The 16,958-nt window shown below is 63.0% G+C and carries 18 protein-coding genes; 14 read left to right on the plus strand and 4 right to left on the minus strand.

Translation table 11 applies throughout. From position 1 onward, the window contains the following. The 3 genes from K8I61_01380 to K8I61_01390 form a co-directional block, all read left to right on the plus strand. A partial coding sequence (locus K8I61_01380) for a hypothetical protein (GenBank protein ID MBZ0270660.1) occupies positions 1–667 on the plus strand: 667 nt, incomplete at its 5' end. Positions 668–1,101: 434 nt separating this feature from the next. Further along, the gene (locus tag K8I61_01385; protein MBZ0270661.1) at positions 1,102–1,512 is read left to right on the plus strand and encodes a hypothetical protein; all 411 of its coding nucleotides are present in this window, start codon (positions 1,102–1,104) and stop codon (positions 1,510–1,512) included. Positions 1,513–1,530: 18 nt separating this feature from the next. Next, positions 1,531–3,126 carry an FHA domain-containing protein gene (locus K8I61_01390; GenBank protein MBZ0270662.1) on the plus strand — a complete coding sequence of 532 codons (1,596 nt, stop codon included), beginning with the start codon at positions 1,531–1,533 and terminating at the stop codon, positions 3,124–3,126. 81 nt (positions 3,127–3,207) lie between these two features. On the opposite strand, the gene K8I61_01395 is transcribed toward K8I61_01390, so the two are convergent. Both K8I61_01395 and K8I61_01400 read right to left on the minus strand, forming a co-directional pair. Further along, the gene (locus K8I61_01395; GenBank protein MBZ0270663.1) at positions 3,208–3,594 is read right to left on the minus strand and encodes a response regulator; all 387 of its coding nucleotides are present in this window, start codon (positions 3,592–3,594) and stop codon (positions 3,208–3,210) included. Positions 3,595–3,609: 15 nt separating this feature from the next. Further along, complete coding sequence (locus tag K8I61_01400; protein ID MBZ0270664.1) at positions 3,610–3,948, minus strand: HEAT repeat domain-containing protein; 339 nt, start codon at positions 3,946–3,948, stop codon at positions 3,610–3,612. 289 nt (positions 3,949–4,237) lie between these two features. Between K8I61_01400 and K8I61_01405 the strand changes: the two genes are divergently transcribed. The 8 genes from K8I61_01405 (at position 4,238) to coaE (ending at position 10,949) form a co-directional block, all read left to right on the plus strand. Then, positions 4,238–6,115 (plus strand): hypothetical protein, encoded by a 1,878-nt coding sequence (locus K8I61_01405; GenBank protein ID MBZ0270665.1) that lies wholly within the window; start codon positions 4,238–4,240, stop codon positions 6,113–6,115. Between the two features lie 25 nt (positions 6,116–6,140). Then, complete coding sequence (gene dinD, locus K8I61_01410) at positions 6,141–6,986, plus strand: DNA damage-inducible protein D (protein MBZ0270666.1); 846 nt, start codon at positions 6,141–6,143, stop codon at positions 6,984–6,986. Positions 6,987–7,181: 195 nt separating this feature from the next. After that, a complete protein-coding gene (rplM, locus tag K8I61_01415; protein ID MBZ0270667.1) occupies positions 7,182–7,610 on the plus strand; it encodes a 50S ribosomal protein L13 in 429 nt (142 codons plus the stop codon). 11 nt (positions 7,611–7,621) lie between these two features. Beyond that, positions 7,622–8,098, plus strand: a complete 477-nt coding sequence (gene rpsI, locus K8I61_01420) for a 30S ribosomal protein S9 (GenBank protein MBZ0270668.1) — start codon at positions 7,622–7,624, stop codon at positions 8,096–8,098. Between the two features lie 195 nt (positions 8,099–8,293). After that, positions 8,294–8,812, plus strand: a complete 519-nt coding sequence (locus K8I61_01425) for a DUF2007 domain-containing protein (protein ID MBZ0270669.1) — start codon at positions 8,294–8,296, stop codon at positions 8,810–8,812. Then, positions 8,809–9,297, plus strand: a complete 489-nt coding sequence (locus K8I61_01430) for a hypothetical protein (GenBank protein MBZ0270670.1) — start codon at positions 8,809–8,811, stop codon at positions 9,295–9,297. The genes K8I61_01425 and K8I61_01430 overlap by 4 nt, the downstream gene beginning before the upstream one ends. Before the next feature lie 313 nt (positions 9,298–9,610). Continuing rightward, the gene (locus K8I61_01435) at positions 9,611–10,306 is read left to right on the plus strand and encodes a PHP domain-containing protein (protein MBZ0270671.1); all 696 of its coding nucleotides are present in this window, start codon (positions 9,611–9,613) and stop codon (positions 10,304–10,306) included. Then, positions 10,293–10,949: a dephospho-CoA kinase gene (gene coaE / locus K8I61_01440; GenBank protein ID MBZ0270672.1), complete on the plus strand. Its 657-nt coding sequence runs from the start codon at positions 10,293–10,295 to the stop codon at positions 10,947–10,949. The genes K8I61_01435 and coaE overlap by 14 nt, the downstream gene beginning before the upstream one ends. Positions 10,950–11,162: 213 nt before the next feature. Here the strand turns inward: coaE and K8I61_01445 are convergent, their stop codons facing one another. Next, positions 11,163–12,032 (minus strand): thioredoxin domain-containing protein, encoded by an 870-nt coding sequence (locus K8I61_01445; protein ID MBZ0270673.1) that lies wholly within the window; start codon positions 12,030–12,032, stop codon positions 11,163–11,165. A 228-nt stretch (positions 12,033–12,260) separates the two neighbouring features. Here K8I61_01445 and K8I61_01450 point away from each other — a divergent pair, with 228 nt between their 5' ends. From K8I61_01450 to K8I61_01460, 3 genes are all read left to right on the plus strand, one after another. Beyond that, on the plus strand, positions 12,261–13,031 hold the full coding sequence (locus K8I61_01450; GenBank protein MBZ0270674.1) for a class I SAM-dependent methyltransferase: 771 nt from the start codon (positions 12,261–12,263) through the stop codon (positions 13,029–13,031). Between the two features lie 226 nt (positions 13,032–13,257). Continuing rightward, the gene (locus tag K8I61_01455; GenBank protein ID MBZ0270675.1) at positions 13,258–14,352 is read left to right on the plus strand and encodes a Gfo/Idh/MocA family oxidoreductase; all 1,095 of its coding nucleotides are present in this window, start codon (positions 13,258–13,260) and stop codon (positions 14,350–14,352) included. Beyond that, entirely contained in the window at positions 14,331–15,401 is a 1,071-nt protein-coding gene (locus tag K8I61_01460; protein ID MBZ0270676.1) for a hypothetical protein, read from the plus strand. The genes K8I61_01455 and K8I61_01460 overlap by 22 nt, the downstream gene beginning before the upstream one ends. A gap of 158 nt (positions 15,402–15,559) precedes the next feature. On the opposite strand, the gene K8I61_01465 is transcribed toward K8I61_01460, so the two are convergent. Beyond that, a partial coding sequence (locus tag K8I61_01465) for a DsbA family protein (protein ID MBZ0270677.1) occupies positions 15,560–16,958 on the minus strand: 1,399 nt, incomplete at its 5' end.

Raw genomic sequence — 16,958 nt, forward strand, 5'->3', positions numbered from 1 at the left:
CTTTTTGAAGGAGATATATATTGCGTACTGGGATTCGGTCAACGTAGTGTGGGATTTGGAATTGGTGGATATTCCATTCATGCTGGACCCGAGCGAGCTATTCGTAACATCCGATGGGAAAAACCGTTTTCTCATGTACGACGAAACGGGTGTTTACGAAATCACCGGCGGATCGGGAATATGGAATGCGGAGCTGATTTACGAAGGCGATGTCGGAGACCCCCATCTGGCGCTTGATAATAACGAAAATAGTCACGTAATATTTCACGCGGGCGATTGGCAATATGGCGTCAGGTCAAACGGTATATGGTCAATCGCATCGTTGCCGAATTTGGTAGGCTATTCGGCGGTCGCGTGGGATCCGATCGAAAACGCCGTTATCGCCTATTCGCAATGCCTGCGAAGATACATCATCCGGTCGATATCAGAAATTGAATATGCGTATTCCGATTGCGATTTTCGTGACGAAGCGGGCGGAGGCGGAGAACCCGTGCTAAACATATCCGATGACGGCACGAAGCACTACCTAGTCGGACATGGAATTTATTATCAATCGCTTGGGGATGGACTCGATACACGTAGTCACGGAGAATATAGGGGACAGTCACCTATTTATTGGGGCCGCCCTTCGGTCTTCCGACGGGCAGCGGGCGTAGTCGGCTATTGAGCGTGGATTCGAGTTTGGAGAAATCTCGCGGTCGGCGTCCGTGAAAAAAACGTCCTGCCGGTTGTTGCCGTGCTGCCTGACGTGGTGCGGCAATCCTTCGATGACGATGCGCGCGAGGCGGGGCATGGCGCGATGCTGCGACGGATCGCAGGGAGGGTCAAAAAAAATAGGTGACTGTCCCCTATTAGGGGACGCGCTGCACGGAGTGATCGCCAATGGGGAATGGCGAATTACGTATTGGGAATGAATCGCACGTCGCCCGGACGGCACGACACAATGCCTGACGCTTGCGATCCCGCCGCCGTCGACAATTCGGCGGCGGTTTTTTTCCTGACGTGTTCGGTTGGCTTGACGCAGCTTTGTTGACGGCGCGCGGGCGGTTTTCTTAATGTGTGGCGACACGAACCGAAACGATTGCGGAAGGCGGGTGCCTAATGGGAAACGTCGATGAAGGCGTCGATGAGCGCGTGGACATGGTGCGTTGCTTCCTGTCGCGAAGCGAGGACGAGGCGGGCGACGTGCGCTACGTGCCGCTCGAAATTTTCACGCTGTGGCGATTTCTGATGGAGCGCGTGCACAATCTTGTCGTCGGCGATCCGGTCGTGGCGGCATGGGTGCCCGAACAGCCCGCCGGCGGCAAGGGCGATCCGGTCGTCGAGGTGAGCTTCAAGTATCTCGAACGCGAGGGCGTTGGCCGTCCGGTGACGCGCTATTTTCCCGAGGACGGCTTTGACGAAATCTTTGGCTATTTCCGCAAGCACTTCGTCGAATCGAACATCATGGACGGCGTCCGCCGACGCAAGGGATTCTTCCTCGCCACCGACGTGCGTCCCTACGAAGCCTGACGCTTCAAGGAGTTCGCGATGCCGCGCATCGAAGTCCTGAGCGGCGAGGACGCGGGACGGAATTTCGACGTCGCCGACAGCGAGCAAACGCTTGGCCGCGGCGAGAAGTGCGATATCCAGATCCACGACGGCAGCATCTCGCGCAAGCACGCGTCGATCACGCGCATCGCGGACGGCGAGTTTCTGATCCGCGATCTCGGCTCGACGTACGGCACGTTCGTGGATGGGCGCCGCGTCGACGAGGCGACGATCACCGACGGCGCGAAGATCACGCTCGGCGCGGCGCAGATGCGTTTCACGGCGGGGACGAGCATTCCGCGCATCATCCCCGACGACGAGTCCACCGGCCCGGGCGAGGGCTCGATGACGGTCGTTTATTCGATGACCGAACGCGGGCGCGAGCTCGAGGTGGGCGATCTTTCCGCGGCGAAGGAGCGGCTTCGCATCGCGCTCGACGTTTCCGCGCTCGTCAGCACGACGAGCGATCCTCAGGAGATGTTCGACCGATTGCTCGAGCAGACCACGCGCGTCATCCGCGCCAAGCGCGCGTCGATCATCCTTTGGCATCGCGATCGTGACGCACTCGAGGCCGTGGCGGGGCGGAGCCCGGCCGGCGCCGAGGGCGATATCGAGTTTTCGCGGACGATCGTGCGGCGGGCGGTGGAGCGAGCGGAGTCGATGCTCGTGCTGGACGCGGCGAGCGGCTCGGAGATGATCACGAGCCAGTCGGTGTTTTCGCTCGGTATCCGGTCGGCGATGTGCGTCCCGATCCAGCATCACGAGGAGGTGCTCGGCGCGTTGTACGTGGATGCCCAGGGCAAGGGCGCGTTCGGCAAGGAGGATCTGCATCTGCTGAAGATCCTCGGCAACATCGCGGGCAGTGCGATCGCCAATCACCGCCTGCAAGAGCAGAACATCACCGCCGCGCGGCTGGCGGCGATCGGGCAGTCGATGGCGGGTCTCGCGCACGACATCAAGAACATCCAGGCGGGCATCCAGGGTGGCGCGTTCATGGTCGATCAGGGGATGACCAACAGCGACGACACGATGCTGACGCTGGGCTGGGATCTCGTGAAGGTGAGCCAGGACCGGCTGAATCAGCTCATGTTCAACATGCTCGACTACAGCAAGGAGCGCGTGCCGCAATACGCGCCGACGGACCTGGCCGACACGCTCGGCAACGTGCGCGATCTGCTCGCGGCACGCGGCCGTGACCGGGGCATCCTGGTCGCGGCGGAGGTGGACGCGTCCGCCAAGACGATCGAGGCGGAGGCGATCAGCATCCATCGGTGTGTGATGAATCTGGGGTCGAACGCGCTCGACGCCCTGCCGGATACGCGCCCCGGGCGCATTACGCTTCGCGCGCGGCCGGACGCGGACGCTTCGTACGTGTCGATCGACGTCGAAGACAACGGCGTGGGGATTCCGAAAGAGGTGATGGACAAGCTCTTTCAGGCGTTCGCGAGCACCAAGGGCGCCAAGGGCACGGGCCTGGGTCTTGCCGTGTCGAAGAAAATCGCCGAGGAGCACCGCGGCGAGATCGTGGTGCGTTCGGTCGAAGGGCAGGGGACGACGTTTACGATCCGCCTGCCCAAGATGCGCGCGGCTGGATAGGGCGCCCGGTGACGGGCGGGTGGAGGTCCTTCGCTTCGCTCAGGACGACAACGCCCGCAGGATGACAAACTCGGGCGGGGCCTACTGCACGCGGTCCTTGCCCTCGGCCAGAAGGACGTTGATCTTCTTCTCCAGATCAGGAATGTCGAACGGCTTGGCGACGTGATCGTCCTCGAAGCCGCGGCGCGGGTATTTGTCGAGGCCCGGCTCCTTGCGATCCGCGGTGAGAAGCAGGATCGGCAGCGAGGCGCCCTGGCGCGTCGCGCGGATCGCGTCGATGACCTCGTAGCCGTGCATGTTGGGCATCATGAGGTCGGTGATCACGATATCGAACGCATCGCCCTTGAACTTGTCCATGCCGTCCTTGCCGTCAATGGCGATGGTGACGCTGTGCCCCTTGGCGGTGAAGTACGATTTGCCAATCTGACGGATGACGGGATCGTCATCGATGACGAGAATTTTTGCCACGGCGATCTCCCGGGGTTATTCGGATTCCTTGGCGTCCTTGGAATGCTTGGCGGCACGAATTTTTTCGTCCCATAACGAGTTGGGGTCTTGCACGGTCTCGAGGATCTTCATCGCCTCCGGCGTGCCGATGAACCCGAGTATCTGCGTGACCGTCCAGCGTTCGTTCTGATCAGTGCTGTTCGCGCGCTTGCGGCAGTAATCGAGCACCTCCGGCGAGGGAATCCGGCCGAGCGCCTCCGCGGCCGCGCGGCGGATCGTGCTGTCGTCGGACGAGAGAGCGCCGAGCAGTTTCTTTGCGTTTCTCTCCGCCGACCAACGCTCGATCTTTTCGTGAGTCGGTCCGAATAAGGCCATCGTGCGCCCCCCTGAATCTTGATGTTCAGAATGCCTGTTAAAGCGTAGGCAAGGCCGGTTACGGCGTCAAGCGTGGATGACGCGCTCCGCGTCAACCGGTCTTGCCCGCTTCGTGACGGATCCGCGGTCAGCGTTCAGCGGTCAGCGATCAGCCATCAGCGGTTTCCTGGGAGCGCGGAGCACCAGCTCGGCTTGCGCGCTCGTCGGAGGTTTTGCTCTCCCGCTAGCCATCGCCTTGGCGTCTTGCTAATTTCCCTCGTTCATGCGGACACCGACACGGAGAATTTGTATGAACGCAAGGCGCGCGGCGACGGTCGCGACGATGGTTTTGGCGATGGCGCTGCTTTTCGCGGCATGCGGCAAGGGCGGCGGATCGTCGCCGGGCGCGGCGGCGTTCGACGCGCTCGTCAAGAAAGACGCGATCACGCTGTCGGATCCGGAAAAGAAATACCTCGTCGATATCGCGCGCGCGGCGGTGACGGGCGCGCCGTCGCCCATCGACGCGGGCATGGCCGAGGGCGTGCACGCGGCGGACGCGCGCGCGGCGTGGGTCTCCGTGACGCGGCCGAAGGATCGGGCGCTCGTCGGATTCGGCACGGGGCTCTCCGTCGCGGAAGCGGTGGAGAGCGCGGGGAAAAACCTCGCGAAGGCGCAGGGCAACATCGTGCCCGGGCGCATCCGCATCGATATCCTGGACAGCTCCGACAAGAAGCGCCGCGGCAAGCCGGACAAGGCGTGGAAGAAGGATCATTCGCTGACGGGCGTCGCGTTCGACATATCGCCGACGCTCGCGCTGCTTCCGAAGGAAATCGTCGATTTCGACGTCATGCGCAAAAACGGCAAGTTCTCGCGCGGGAATCTCAAGCGCCTGCTGCGTCACCGGGGTATCGACACGTCGGTCGGCGACAACCTCAGCGGGCTCGACGCCGTTGGCTACGCGTATTTCGAGACGCTGCAATTCCAGGAGGACGAGGACGGCTCGATATTCGACCTCTATCGAGGCAACCGGCTGGCCGGTTTTGACGCGACGCCGGAGCGCCTCGACATCGCGATCCGCGCCGCGGGCGATTATCTGAAAAACGCGGTGGACGAGCGCGGCAAGTTTCTCTACCTCTACCTTCCGCAATACGACAAGCCGGGCAAGGGCTACAACCTCCTGCGCCACGCGGGCACGACGTTCGCGATGGGGCAGATCTACGAGCAGACGCGCGATCCGGAACTGCTCGAGGCGATCAGGCGCGCGCTCGCATTCCTGGATCGCACGTCCGACGGCCCGGACGAGATCGACGCGAAGACGCACGACTGGCGCGCGGTGGCAACGCGGGGGGAATACGCCAAGCTCGGCGGTTCGGGCCTCGCGCTGCTGGCGTTTTCGACGTACACGCGCATCACGGGCGACCAGCAATATCTGCCGCTGATGCACGCTTACGGGCGGTTCATCGAATACATGCAGGAGCCGAACGGCGACATGCGCCAGCGCTACTGGTACAAGGCGCGCGACAAGGGCCGGAAGGTGAAGCCCGTGCTGTATTACCCGGGCGAGGCGTTTTTCGGGCTTTCGATGCTGTACGCCATCGACGGTGACGAGCGCTGGATGAACGTGGTGGAAAAGGGCATCGACTTCATCGCCGACGTGCGCGACGCCGAGGTTCCGACGGACAAGCTCGAGCACGACCACTGGATGATGTACGCCGTCAACCAGATGAACAAATTCAAACCGAAGGAGAACCATCGCCGGCACGCCAAACGCGTGATGGAAGCGATGATGAACCAATTCATCTTCGAGTCGGAATTCCCGGACTACGTGGGCGGCTACTACCGGCGGCCGCAGACGACGCCCGCGGCGTGCCGGCTGGAAGGATCGAGCGCGATCTACGAGATGGCGCTGCGCGAAGGCGAGACGCAATACGCCGACGAGATCTTCCGGCAGCTCGTCATCGGCGCCGGATTCCTGATGCGCAACCAGTACAACGAGGTCAACACGATCTATTTCCCGAACGCGAATGCGACGATCGGCGGCTACCAGATGAATTTCTGGACGCCGGAAATCCAGATCGATTTTGTCCAGCATTCGACAAGCGCGCTGATCTCGACCCGGAACGCGATCTTGAACCGCGAAGGCGCGAAGGAAGGCGAGGCGGAGGAGGAATTGAAGCCGGCGGCGTAAACGAATCCGAATGCGAGGGCCGAATATGGAAAATGGCGGGAACAATGACGGAATTCAAGAGCAAAAATCGCCATTTGAACGTATTAAGCGGATTAACGACGCTGGGATCGAATTTTGGTCGAGCCGCGAATTTGCGGTGGTCCTGGAGTACGGCGACTATCGCAATTTTGAAGGGGTTATCGAGAAGGCCAAGTTAGCCTGTTTCAACAGTGGGCAGCGCCTCGACGATCATTTCGTTGACGTCACCGAAATGATCGAGATCGGAAAGGGAGGACAGCGGGCCGTAAGGACAGTGCTGCTTTCAAGATACGCATGTTACCTCGCGATCCAGAACGCCGATCCCAAAAAAGAAATCGTCGCGCTGGGCCAGACTTATTTTGCCGTTCAGACGCGTCGACAGGAATTGGCGGATGAGGCGATCGAAGACGAGCGGCGGATGCTATTAAGAGAGGAAATGCGCCGGCACAATGTCCAGATGGCGGACGCGGCGAAAAATGCGGGTGTCGTCGAACCGATTGATTACGCGATCTTTCAAAATCATGGCTACATGGGGCTTTATGGCGGGTTGGATCAGGCGGCGATCCATCGTCGAAAAGACTTGAAAAAGAGCCAAAAAATCCTTGATCACATGGGCAGCACCGAACTTGCCGCCAATCTTTTTCGAGCAACCCAGGCGGAGGAAAAGCTTCGACGCGATCGCGTTCAAGGAAAAGACTCTGCAAACAAGACTCACCGTGAAGTCGGTGCAAAGGTCCGTCAAACCATTCGGGAATTGGGTGGTACGATGCCCGAAGAATTGCCCAGCGTCGAAAGCATCAAGAAGATTGTAGCCAAGGAGCGCAAGCGACTGAAAAAAGGGGAGAGCGAATAGCCGGCCACGCGAGCGGTCGCGCAATATTGCGCGGGAAGTGGTCGATTTCACGATTGGATTGAGCGCTCGCGGCCTTGACAATATTGCTGCTTCTTCCTATACATCCCGCCTCGTTTTTGCGCGGCGGGGAGCCGCGTGCGTCCGCATGGGCGCGGAAAGCGGGACAAACGCGTTTTTGAACGGGTACCGACCATGCTGAAGACCTACAGCGCCAAACCGGGCGAAGTCGATCAGGACTGGCTCGTCGTCGATCTCGACGGCAAGGTCCTGGGACGCGCCGCGACGCAGATCGCGTCGGCCTTGCGCGGCAAGAACAAGCCGGAATTCACGCCACACGTGGACTGTGGAGACTACGTCATCGTCGTGAACGCCGAAAAGGTCCGCCTGACCGGCCGCAAGCTCGACGACAAGATGTACTATCGCCACTCGGGCTACATCGGAAACCTCAAGAGCGAGTCCGCGCGCCATTTGCAGGCGCGTAAGCCCGAGGAGATGGTGCGCCTGGCCGTTCGCGGCATGTTGCCGAAAAACGATCTGGGCAAGCGCCTTTTGACCAAGCTCAAGATTTACGCGGGTCCCGAACATCCGCACGAGGCGCAAAAACCGCGCCCGCTTTCCGTCTGACGGAGTTATCGATGTCCGAAGATGTGACCAAGGTGGAAGAAAAGCCGGCGCCCGCCACGCGCGTGCGCAAGGAAGGCGCCGCGAAGGCGAAGCCCGCCGCGAAGCTGCGCGGCAACGGCACGGGCCGGCGCAAGGCCGCGGTGGCGCGCGTCGTCCTGGCGCCCGGGTCCGGCAAGTTCGTCGTGAACCGCAAGCCGCTCGAGGAGCACTTCCCGCGCGGAACGCATCAATTCGTCGCGACGCAGGCGCTCGCGCTTGTCGAGCGGCGTGACCGCTACGACATTCGCGTCACCGTGAACGGCGGCGGCGGAACCGGCCAGGCCGGCGCGGTTCGCCTCGGCACGGCGCGCGCGCTGATCCTGCTTGAGCCGGAGCTTCGCGCCGCGCTGAAGAAGGCGGGCTTCCTCACGCGCGACGCGCGCGAGGTCGAGCGCAAGAAGTACGGCCAGGCCAAGGCGCGCAAGCGGTTCCAGTTCTCGAAGCGCTGAAAGCCGGCGACCGGCAACCGGTCGAATGCGATACCGAAGCGAAACGAGGCGCCGTCCGAAAGGGCGGCGCTTTTTTTGCGCGCGCGCGCCGATGGACAGCATGGACACGATGGACATTATGGACATGATGGACCGCGCGTCCCGATGCACACGCCGCTTGCGGGAGCATTTCGTTCACGTCCTTGCGGTGAATTCATGACCAAATCCTCTCATCCCGATCCCAACGATCCAAGACCGATCGGGCCGTCGTCCGCGGGCGGCGGCGGGTTTGGCGAGGGCGCGGGGAGGTATCTCAACTACGCCCTCGTCGTCGCGGCGGTGCTGCTTTTCTACGGGGCGCAGGCGGGGCATCTGCCCGCGGAAATCGGGTCGCTCGCGGCCGCGATCCTGATGGCGGAGATGCTGTGGTTCGCGCACACGAAGCTGAAGCCGAAGGCGCACGAGGCCGGGGAGGCGTCGGCGCGGCGCGAGGTTTTACGCACGGCCGATCCGTTCGAGGCCGACCGCGCGTGCGCGGTACTCGAGGCGGAGGGGGTGCGTGCGATCGTGCTGAACCGGCATAGCTCGACGCTCGAGCCGATTGGCGCCATGGAAGGGCTGCGCGTGTTCGTGCATGAAGCGCAGTACGAAGAGGCGATGGAGATTCTGGAGGCGTATCGCGAGGAACTTGCCGCGGACGACGACGACGAAATTGACGACGAGGAGGAACGATGAAGATCGGTGGTTTGCGTGGGGAGATCCTTCGCTTCGCTCAGGATGACAAGATTGCGATCGCGGCGGTCCTGTTGCTGATGCTGCTCTGCGCCGTGGCGTGCAAGCCGGGCGAGCCGGCGCTTTCGCCTGAGCAGACGGCGGCGAACGCGGCGCTGGCGGAGTTCTGGACGGCCGTGCAAAAGGTGGACGATCCGCGCGGTATCGACGCGCTGACCGGCGCGGACGACGACCCGGTCCGCGCGAAGGAATACGTCGAGGCGCACGAGACGTTGCGGGGGCTGATTGTCCCCGCGGAACGCAAAAACGAAGTTGTCGCGGCCTTCCTCGCGGCCCAGGCGACGAGCGTCCGCCCGCTAACGCATGAAACCGGCACGGACGGAATGACCGTCACCGCGGCGCTTGGGCCGACGGACGCGAAGACGGGGCGGTTTTCGTTGAAGCAGGTCGAAGGGGCATGGAAGATCGTGGCGTTCGAAGCGCCGTAGCGGCCTGGGAGCGCCGAACCCCAGTTCGGCACGAAAAATTTTCGAAGCCGATCCTTCGCTCGCGCTCAGGAGGCGCTCGGCGGACCTAAGGGGCGGCCCAAAAAACGTAAGAAAAAACACTTAACATCCGCCATCGAATGCCGTATGGTCTGACACGCTGCGGCAAAAAATATGACTTGCCGCCGATGACGTTGACCGCGGACGGGGTTGGGCCGCGGGGCGATGAATGGTACGTGGAAAACCGGGCGCGATTTGTCCTTGACGAACGGCGCCCGGTTTCGTGGTGTCTATCAGGTAGGGAGCGGTGTTGTTTTTGAATATCGACCTTCACACGCACTCGCGCTATTCGCATTCGTCGAGCCTGCCCGTGGAATTTCTGATCGAGCAGGGCAAGCGGCCGGAAAATCCGGTTATCGTCTGTACCGATCATTGCGACGACCACGCGGTCGATCGGCTGCGCGAGGCACTCCCGGAAACCATCATCGTCCCGGCCATCGAGGTGGACGCCATCGAGGCGGATTTGCTCGTGTTTTCGACGAATGTCGCCTACATCCACAAGCTCTGCGCGTTCAGGGGATCGATCCTGGACATGCCGCGCGAGGACGAAACGGCGATCGTGTGGGCGCATCCGAGCGTCAGCCAGCGTACGGACCTGCGCGGCTTCGATTTCCCGGCCGAGGGGCCGTGGGCGAACGAGCAGGAGGAGTTCATCTCGCGGCTCGTGCGTCATGTGGACGCGCTCGAGGTGTATAATGGAACGATGCTATCGCTCGCCGCGTGCGGCCTCGTGAATCCGCTGTATTTCAAGAACCTTGCGTATCTTGCGGAGCGCTACGATCTGGCGCGGACGGGCGGTTCGGACGCACACGAGGTCGAAACCTGGCATAAGGTGTGGACCGTCTTTCCGGCGGATGTGCGAAACGCGGCGGACGTCATCGGCGCGATCAAGCGGCGCGAGACGCGGCCGGACTACGATCAGTCCTTTTTCTCCACGAATGGCGCGCGATAGCGCCCCGGCGCGCGGCAACACCCCAAAACCTTCGCGATTTCTGCGTCTTGGCTTAACGGGCGGCATCGCCTCGGGCAAGAGCGAAGCCGCGCGGATTTTTGCGGAGCTTGGCCTTGGGGTTCTGGATGCGGACGCGATTTCTCGCGAGGCTGTTGCGCCGGGGAGCGACGGGCTTGCCTTGATTCGCGCCGCGTTCGGCGATGGGATTCTCACCCCGGCGGGCGAGCTCGATCGGGAGCGGATGCGGGCCATCGCCTTTTCCGATCCGGAAAAACGCGCCGCGCTCGAGGCGATCATCCACCCGCGCGTATTCGTGGCGATCGCCGAAGGGCTGCGCGCGTTTGAAGCCCAGGGGCGTCCGGCCGGGGTCGTCGAGGCGGCGCTTCTCATCGAAGCCGGCGCGCGCGAGGCGTTCGACGCAATCGTCGCCGTCGTCGCCGGCCGCGAGCGGCAGCGCGAGAGGCTGTTAGCCCGATCGGCGTGGAGCCCGGAGCAAATCGAAGGCGTGCTGGCAGCGCAGATCGACGATGCGGAGCGTAAGGCGCGCGCGGACTACGTCATCAGGAACGACGGGACGCTCGACGATCTGCGCGTCGCGACGATCACGGTTTGGGCGCGGATTTGCGGGGAGCACGGCGATTGAGGATTGAAGATTGAGGATTGAGAGGACGCGATTGGTGGCCCGATCAAGCGGGTCGGGAAGAGTCGATTTCGCGTCCCTGTCCTGATGGGACACGAAAAAACGCGGGCAGCCGATTGGCTACCCGCGTCTTGCGTTTTGCGATGACCTTTCAGTCTTTCGGACTTTCAGACTTTTCGTTCGGGCACGTGTTTGAGCCCGAACGTTGCGAAGTCGTCAGCCCTGCTTTTCCTTCAGCAGCTCGTCGATGATGGAGACGAACTCGGGTGTCGGCTTGGCGCCGCGAACCTTGCGCCCGTTGATGAAGAACGTCGGGGTGCCGCGCACGCCGAGATCGTTGGAGAGCTTCTCCATGCGCGCGAACTCCTCTTCGTAGTTCGTGACCGCCATGTCCTTCTTGAATTGCTCGATATTGAGGCCGAGTTCGGTGGCCCACTCGACGTATTTCGGCTCGTCGAGCTGCTGCTGATTATCGAAAGCCTTGTCGTGGAACTCCCAGAACTTGTCCTGCTTCCACGCGGCGTAGGCCGCGGCGTGCGCCGCCGGCGCCTTCTTGTGGAAGGGGAGGATCTTGCTGACGTAGAAGTGGCGGATCTTTCCCGGGTACTTCTCGTCGAGCTCCTTCATGGTGTTGTAACCGCGCGAGCAGAAGGGGCACTGGAAGTCGGAGAACTCGACGATCGTGATCGGTGCGTCCGCGGGGCCCTTGACCGGCACGTCACCCGGCTCGACCGTCCAGATCTTGCCCTCGTCCTCGTCGGGAGGCTGCGCCGCCTTGCGCGCGGTGATCATCATCGCGCGGACGGGATCGCCTTTCACGGCCTTCAGCGCCTGTTCCCACTTCGCCTCGTCATCGGCGTTCTTGCCGACCGCGTCGACGAACTTCTTGGCGAGGTCGTCCGAGGCGCCGATCAGCTCGATCGCGACCTGGCGCTCCTTGCCGGAAAGGTCGTCCAGATCGGGCACGATTTGCGCGCGTTTGAAGGTCTTGCCGCCGAACCCGCCGGCGTCCGTGAAGCGCCCGACCGTGAATCCGAAGATCCCGATCGAAAGCGCAAGGAGAACGAAAAGGACATTCTTGCCCATGATTGCTCCTTCAAGATGGTGATCGCGGGTTACCAACGGGGCCGCCCGCGAAAAGAGGCAAAGAGTCTAGCACAGCGTTTCGGGAACGCAAAACGGAGTCGAGGGGTAAAGAGGAAAGAGGAAAGAGGAAAGAGGAAAACCAGGCGCGGCGGGTGCGTGATTGGCGTCCATGAAGTCCATTGTGCCCATGATGTCGATCGCGTAAGCACGACGGTAAGCGGAGGCGACGTGACCGAATTCAAGGACCATTTTTCGGATCAGTCGCGGCTGTACGCAAAGTATCGCCCGGACTATCCGCCGGACTTGTTCGCATGGCTGGCGAAGATCGCGCCGGGGCGCGGGCTGGCGTGGGATGCGTCGAGCGGCAACGGGCAGGCGGCCGTCGCGCTGGCGGAACATTTCGAACGCGTGATCGCCAACGACGCGAGCGCCGCGCAGATCGCGCACGCGCGCCCGCACGAGCGCGTGGAGTACGTCGTGCGCCGATCGGAGGATGTCGAATTGCCGGAGGGGAGCGTCGATCTGGTGACGTGCGCGCAGGCGCTGCACTGGCTCGATCTCGACGCGTTCTATAAAGGCGTGACGCGCGCGCTCGCGCGCGGCGGCGTGCTCGCGGTGTGGTCTTACGGCACGTTCGAAACGCGCGACGAGGCCACGGAGCGCGTTCGGCGGTTCTACGACGAAACGGTGGGGTCGTACTGGCCGCCGGAGCGCGCGATGGTCGAGGCGCGATATCGCACGATTCCGTTCCCGTTCGAGGAGATCGACGTACCCGCGTTTGAGATCCGGCGGCGTTGGACGCTCGATGACATGGCGGGCTACCTGCGTTCGTGGTCGGCAACGCAAAACTTCATCCGCGAGCGCGGGTTCGATCCGGTGGATGACCTCGTGCGCGAGCTTGAACCACTCTGGGGCGGTGCGGGCGCGTCGCGTGAGATGGTTTGGCCGCTTGCGGTGCGCGCCGGGCGTCGCACCGCGGTAGACGCTCCCACGCGGTAGACGAACCCACGCGGTAGACGAACCGCGACTGTGAGGGAGCGGGTCTCATCCGGGCACGGGCACGGGCACGGGCACGGGCACGGCGCACGATCGTTCAACGCTCGGCGCGAAATTATTCCGCATAGAAGTTCTTGCAAGCGCGTGTTGCGCACGTGTATGTTACCCGCGCTTTTTTATTTTCCGGATGACGCGCGTTTTTCCGCGCCCAGGGGCTGGGGACTCCGTCATGAAGACCGTCCGCGCCGGCATCATCGGATCCGGCATGATTTCTTCCGTGCATAGCCGCTCGCTCGCGCAGCTTACGGACGTCGCTATCACCGCGCAGCTTTCGCGCGACCCGTTGCGCCAGAAGCAGTTTTGCGAACAGCACAAAATCCCGGTGGCGTGCCGTACGCTCGATGAGCTTGTGCGTCGCGAGGATGTCGATGTCGTCGTCATCGGCACGCCGAACGCCCGGCACGTCGAGCAGGCGCTCGCGGCGATCGAAGCCGGCAAGCACGTGATCTGCGAGAAGCCGCTGGCGATGACGATCGCCGAGGCCGACCGCATCATCGAGGCGGCGACGAAGGCCGGTGTCGTTGTCGGGTATGCCGAGGAGCTTTGTTACCTGCCGAAATTCGTGCAGGCAAAACAGGTGGCCGACGCGGGCGCGATCGGCGACGTCTTTTTCGTGAAGCAATCGGAAAAACACGCCGGCCCGTATTCGCCTTGGTTCTTCTCGGTGGAGGAGGCGGGCGGCGGCATCCTGATGGATATGGGCTGTCACGCGATCGAATACTGTCGGTGGACGCTCGGCAAACCCGCGGTGAAAAGCGTGTACGCGGAGTGCGACCTGTACGTGCACAAGGACGTCATGAAGATGGACGATCACGTCATCATGACGATCGAATTTGCGGGCGGAAAGAAGGCGCTCATCGAATCGTCGTGGACGCTGCAAGGCGGCATGGAATCGCGCGCGGAAATCCACGGTACGCAGGGCGTGATCTACGCAAACCTGCTGCACGAGGGCACCGGCCTTCGTGTGTATTCGGCCCGGGGCCACGGCGATCCGGGCGACGATGCGTTTCTTTCGCCGGGGTGGTCGCCGCTGATGTGGGAAGACCTCTGGCAAAACGGATATCCGCAGGAGATGGCGGATTTCGTGCGTTGCATCCGCGAGGGCGGTACGCCGACGGAGTCGGCTAAGGACGGCCGGGTGGTGCTCGAGATCATGACCGCGGGCTACCTGTCCGCGGCGACCGGTCAAAAAATCCCATTTCCTTTCAAGGATCCGGGCGGCTACAACGCGCCTGTCGAGTTGTGGCTACGCGCGCGCGAGTAGGCGTCGCGAAACGGCGGCCGTCGCGCGGCAAGCGCCCCGGCCCGTCGTTTGTCATCGGCGTGGACGGCGGCGGCACGAAGACGATCGCCGCGGTCGCGGACGAGAGGGGCCGCGTTCTTGGCATCGGCCGCGGCGGGCCGGCGAATTTTCAGGCCATCGGACGCAAGGCGGCGCGCCGGGAAATCGAAAAGACGGTGGACGCCGCGCTTGCGATGGCGGGGGTATCGCGCGAGGCCGTGGACATCGGTGCGTTCGGCCTGTCCGGCGCCGATCGCGAGAAAGACTTCGATATTCTCGCGTACGATGTGCTCCTGCCCGCGAACCTCGCCAAGCGCTTCGCGTTATGCAATGACACGACGCTCGTGCTGCGCGCCGGGACGCCGGACGGCGTCGGCGTCGCGTGCGTCTCCGGCACGGGCTCCAACACGATGGGCTTCAACGCGAAGGGCGGGCACTGGAAGGTTGGCGGGTTCGGCGGGTTTTCCGGCGACTACGGATCGAGTTACGACATCGCGATGAACGGCGTCGTCGCCGCGATGAAAGAATGGGACGGGCGCGGGCCGAAAACACTTTTGACGCCGCTGATCTGCGAGGCGTTCGGGCTCGAGGAAATCTGCGACATCATCGAACTCGGCTACTACGACAGCGAGACGCCGATGCCGATCATGAACAAATATGCGCCGCTGGTTTTTCAGGCGGCCCGGCAGGGCGATCGCGTGGCCCGGCGCGTGCTGCGCGAGGCGGGTGCGCTCGTGGGGCGCGACGTGCTGACGTGCCTGTCGCGGCTGTTCCCCGACAAGGCCGCGCCCGTGCGTCTTGTGCTTGGCGGCAGCGTGTACCAGAAGGGCATCGATTCGACGATGCGCGACGCGCTGGAGGCGACGGTGCGCCGGCGCTACCCGAATTTACAGGTGCACCGGCTTGTCGATGAGCCGTGCGTCGGCGCGGTGATCCTCGCGCTGGACGGCCTTTGCGGCTGGCCCGCTCCCGCAGTCGTGCGAAAGCGCGCGAGCACGACGTTCGCGGAGCTGTTCTCGAAGGGGGAGTAGGGGCGGCGTTCCCGGGGCCGAGCTGGAGCTCGGCGTTCCCAGGGGAATCGCAATGCCGAGCTGGGGTTCGGCGTTCCCAGGGGAATCGCAATGCCGAACTGGGGTTCGGCGTTCCCAGGGAACTCGCACGAAGCAGGCGGGACGCCTGCGCTCCCAGGTTACTGGCGCGACAGGTAGTCGAGCAGGCGCTTGAAGTCTTCCTTGTCCTTCACGACGACCGCTTCGCGATTCTCCACGATGAAGACGATATCCGTGCGGACGGCGAAATCCGAGGCGAGGCGCGAGTTGGCCTGGAGCGCGTCGCGGACCGGCGGCGACTGCGCGGCATCCTTCACCTTGGCCGGATCGAGCTTGGCGCGCTTCACGAAATCTTCCCAATACGAACTGACAGGGTCCTTTCGCCGCTCGTCGAGGTAATTACGGAACGCGCCGGCGCCGCCGGTATTCTGCACGGCGATGTGGCGCTCCATCTCCTCGCGTTCAGGCGCGCCGAACTGCGTCTCGATGTCGCCGGTTGGCGTGAGGAAACCGGCGGGGCGGTACGTCACCTTGTCGCGCACCTTCGCGCCGGCGTCCGTCGCCAGCACCTCGACCGCGTCGAGAAGGATCGTGAGCGCGCGCGGGGAAAACGGCGTGTAAATAACATCGAGCGCGCCGGCCTTGCGTTCGCGGGTGAGCGAATAACCCGCGCCGATCTGCACCGGATCGAGCATGAAACCCTTCTCGTTGGGTAGCGGTTTCATCGCGGGGCGCAGGCGCTCGAACGTCTTGGCCTTCTCGAACTCCTTGGGATAGATGAACGCGGGCAGCCACTCGATGCCGTAATCCGCGATCATTTTCTTCGCGGCGGCGGACGTGGATGGCGACTTATCGACGGTCATCTTCGGGAAAAGGCGCTTCATCTGCTCGACGATCTTGTCGGACTCCTCGGCATACGCCTGGGCGGGATAGATGATCGTTACCTGGAAGGCCGAGTTATCGACCATCGAAGGATCGACCTGCGGCTCGGCCTCGGCACCGCACTGGCCGGCGGACATGCCGTCCGAACGGGAGAGGTCGTCCGGCGGATTCGCGCAGACCGGCGGGGCGTTCGATCCGAGCTTCGCGCAGATCGCCGTGAAAAGATCGAGGCTGTTGATCTGGCTGTCGAAACGCTCGCCGGCGACGAAAAGCGTCGGGCTTGCGTTGATGCCGCGCGCGCGGGCCTCGGCCGCGTTCACCGACAGGATTTTGTCAGCGCGGCCGTCCGTCGTGCAGGCTTCGATCGCCGCGATATCGAGCTTCATCGCCTCGGCGGTCTTCGTCCAGTCGTCCGTGGTTTCGTTCGCGCGCGCGATGAACTCGATTTGCTTGTCGGGCGTCAGTTCGCCGACGCACGCCTGCACGCGGTTGAGCGCGGTTTCCTCGTCGCCGTGTAGCGACTTGAACTGACCGGGCGCGGCTTCATCCACGATAAAAGCGATGCGAAGATTCGCGGCTCCGTCCGGGAATTTCGGGAGGACCTTGTACGCCACGCCCTCGGCGCCCTTGCCGAACGGGCACTGGCTCATGACCCAC

The sequence above is a fragment of the bacterium genome (assembly GCA_019912885.1).
In the GTDB taxonomy this organism is placed as follows: Bacteria; Lernaellota; Lernaellaia; order JACKCT01; family JACKCT01; genus JAIOHV01.

Bases quoted from the DNA above. Each gene is read 5' to 3' on its own strand.
- K8I61_01385 (MBZ0270661.1), top strand. From the start codon at position 1,102: ATGGGAAACGTCGATGAAGGCGTCGATGAGCGCGTGGACATGGTGCGT.
- K8I61_01390 (MBZ0270662.1), top strand. From the start codon at position 1,531: ATGCCGCGCATCGAAGTCCTGAGCGGCGAGGACGCGGGACGGAATTTC.
- K8I61_01400 (MBZ0270664.1), bottom strand. From the start codon at position 3,948: ATGGCCTTATTCGGACCGACTCACGAAAAGATCGAGCGTTGGTCGGCG.
- K8I61_01405 (MBZ0270665.1), top strand. From the start codon at position 4,238: ATGAACGCAAGGCGCGCGGCGACGGTCGCGACGATGGTTTTGGCGATG.
- dinD (MBZ0270666.1), top strand. From the start codon at position 6,141: ATGGAAAATGGCGGGAACAATGACGGAATTCAAGAGCAAAAATCGCCA.
- rpsI (MBZ0270668.1), top strand. From the start codon at position 7,622: ATGTCCGAAGATGTGACCAAGGTGGAAGAAAAGCCGGCGCCCGCCACG.
- K8I61_01425 (MBZ0270669.1), top strand. From the start codon at position 8,294: ATGACCAAATCCTCTCATCCCGATCCCAACGATCCAAGACCGATCGGG.
- K8I61_01430 (MBZ0270670.1), top strand. From the start codon at position 8,809: ATGAAGATCGGTGGTTTGCGTGGGGAGATCCTTCGCTTCGCTCAGGAT.
- coaE (MBZ0270672.1), top strand. From the start codon at position 10,293: ATGGCGCGCGATAGCGCCCCGGCGCGCGGCAACACCCCAAAACCTTCG.
- K8I61_01445 (MBZ0270673.1), bottom strand. From the start codon at position 12,032: ATGGGCAAGAATGTCCTTTTCGTTCTCCTTGCGCTTTCGATCGGGATC.
- K8I61_01455 (MBZ0270675.1), top strand. From the start codon at position 13,258: ATGAAGACCGTCCGCGCCGGCATCATCGGATCCGGCATGATTTCTTCC.